The sequence below is a fragment of the Photobacterium chitinilyticum genome, from assembly GCF_004104355.1.
GTDB lineage: Bacteria > Pseudomonadota > Gammaproteobacteria > Enterobacterales > Vibrionaceae > Photobacterium > Photobacterium chitinilyticum.
In genome coordinates, this window is the sequence record NZ_RJLM01000116.1 from 1 (window position 1) to 718 (window position 718).

Here is a 718-nt window from a genome sequence, read left to right on the forward strand (position 1 = left end):
CTGGCAGAAGGAAAACCGAAAAAAGTGGCCATTATCGCCTGCGTCAGGAAGATGATTAACATCTTAAATTCTATGCTGCGAGATGGCGCCCTATGGGATGCAAAAACAGCTTAAAATTATCTATTGACGCCATAGTCGTTTGTTATGTGTTAATTTCGCCTTGGAGCTTCAAGTCGAATATCCGTAATGTAACCATCCTGAAATGGCTGTACGATAACCCAGCAACCTTGTTTATTATCACAAGGAAAGCTCCAGTACCTTATTGGCTTTGAGTACTCTACGAACTCACCAACATATCTAAGCGAACTTAGACTTATCTTTCCTTGGCATTGCATTTGTTTAGAGAACAAATTTTCTCCATTGCACTGTTCATTTAGATATTCAACTAGCCAATCTTCAAGATTTTCTGGCAAATCACTTAAGTCATATGACGAATTTTTTATATCATCTACTATAGGTTGATTTGCTTTTTCAATGTCAAAAGGCTCAGAGCAACCATTTATTCCAATTGAGAAAAAACAACATATTAACAATGGAACTCTAATATTAATGAGCATACTTTCTCCTACACATAACGCCTGGGATAAGGTGCGCCACGATTAACCCACCAAGCGCACAGAACTCCGAACCAAAACCGCCGAGTCAAACGCGTCACCTTGATACCTTTGTTATGGCGAGCTCCAAGTAACCTACTCAACTTCAATGCACGCTACCGCCA

1 protein-coding gene and 1 pseudogene are annotated in these 718 nt (G+C 40.0%); one reads left to right on the plus strand and one right to left on the minus strand.

Features of this window, described 5'->3' with window-relative positions; genetic code table 11:
- Positions 1-114 (plus strand): annotated as a pseudogene (locus EDI28_RS26135) (IS110 family transposase); the annotation flags it as partial.
- Positions 115-149: 35 nt separating this feature from the next.
- Here the strand turns inward: EDI28_RS26135 and EDI28_RS26140 are convergent.
- The gene (locus EDI28_RS26140) at positions 150-557 is read right to left on the minus strand and encodes a hypothetical protein (RefSeq protein WP_128786710.1); all 408 of its coding nucleotides are present in this window, start codon (positions 555-557) and stop codon (positions 150-152) included.
- Positions 558-718: the final 161 nt, after the last annotated feature.

What these genes read in the sequence shown, in the direction of transcription:
- EDI28_RS26140 (WP_128786710.1), bottom strand. Translation starts at nt 557, where the DNA reads ATGCTCATTAATATTAGAGTTCCATTGTTAATATGTTGTTTTTTCTCA.